At 44.7% G+C, this 1,428-nt stretch carries 2 protein-coding genes; both read left to right on the top strand.

What is annotated here, in order from left to right; all coding sequences use genetic code 11:
* Positions 1-649: M20/M25/M40 family metallo-hydrolase (locus A3739_RS03225; RefSeq protein ID WP_156502303.1), on the top strand; the 649-nt coding region annotated here is incomplete at its 5' end.
* Between the two features lie 18 nt (positions 650-667).
* Positions 668-1,428: amino-acid N-acetyltransferase (gene argA / locus A3739_RS03220; RefSeq protein ID WP_068500283.1), on the top strand; the 761-nt coding region annotated here is incomplete at its 3' end.

Genomic DNA, 1,428 nt, shown 5'->3' with positions numbered 1-1,428 from the left:
AAGTATTCGACCTATTCGAATGCATAAAGGTATTCTCATGGAGGCGGTCGAATTTAGAGGTTGTTCTGGGCATTCTTCGAATCCAGACTTGGGGAATAGTGCCGTCAATGCAGTTCACGGATTTTTAGGAGAGCTTTTCGCATTTCGTTCGCGTTTGCAGGCAAACTATCAGAATGCGAATTTTGAAGTTTCGGGACCTACATTAAATGTCGGTGCAATACATGGGGGAGATAGCCCTAATCGGATTTGTGGACACTGTCAGATGAATTTTGATATCAGACCGCTTCCTGGGATGTCCGTTTCTTCACTTCATGCTGAGATAGATGCGTTAGTGAAACAGACAGGCTACAAATACAAGATCGATGTAAAACATCGCCATATGGTAGAGCCAGTTCCAGCCTTTGAAACGTCACGTGATGCGGAGCTAGTTAAAGCTTGTGAACGCTTAACTGGAGTTCCAGCAGAGGCGGTAGCTTTTGCAACGGAAGCCCCCTTCTTGAGTGGTATGGGAATGGAGACAGTTGTAATGGGCGCTGGATCAATTGATCAAGCTCATCAACCCAATGAGTTTCTTGCCGAGCAACAAGTTGGAGAAATGGCTAAGGTCCTTTCGTCGCTGATCAATAGTTATTGTATCGCGCAGCCTTAGTACGAGAGATAATAAAACATGCAAGATTGGATTAACTGGTTTCGTCACGCTTCACCTTATATCAATCAACACCGAAATCGCAGCATGGTTTTCGGCGTTTGTGGTGAGGCGATTGAGCATAAGAATTTTATTGACATCGTTCATGATATTGCTTTGCTATGTAGCCTAGGTATTCGTGTGGTGCTGGTCTTAGGAGCACGTCCTCAGATCGACAGAAATTTAATGTCGCGTGGTTTGAGTTCTGTTGTTGAGGAAAACCTTAGAGTTACGAGTAAGGAAGCACTTCCTAGCGTGCTCGAAGCATATGGCAAGGTAAGAAGTGAAGTAGAAGCCTTACTTTCTATTGGATTGGTCAACTCACCAATGCATGGCTCTTCGATTAAAGTGGTGAGTGGTAATTTCATTTCGGCGAAGCCTATGGGGGTCTTAAACGGCATTGATTATGGCTGGACCGGAAAAGTGCGTAAGGTTGATAGTGAAAGTATTAACGGTCACTTAAAAAGCGGTGCACTGGTTCTTCAAACAGGGCATGGTTACGCAGTGACCGGTGAAATTTTTAATCTGTCTTATGAAGAGTTAGCAACAGATATTGCCGTGGCACTAAATGCTGAAAAGCTCATTATGCTGGGTAGCGACAAAGCGATAGATGATGGGGCGGGTGAAACCTGTAGACAGATAACCCCGGATGTCGCACAGTCATTAGTCTCTTCGACAAGCGACGATGATAACGCAAGGTTATTGGCATTAGCTCAACGTGCTTGTGATCTTGGCGTTAAGAG

This window comes from Oleiphilus sp. HI0067, from assembly GCF_001635735.1.
The sequence above is the reverse complement of the archived record's forward strand: the minus strand, read 5'-3'. Positions and strand labels throughout refer to the sequence as shown.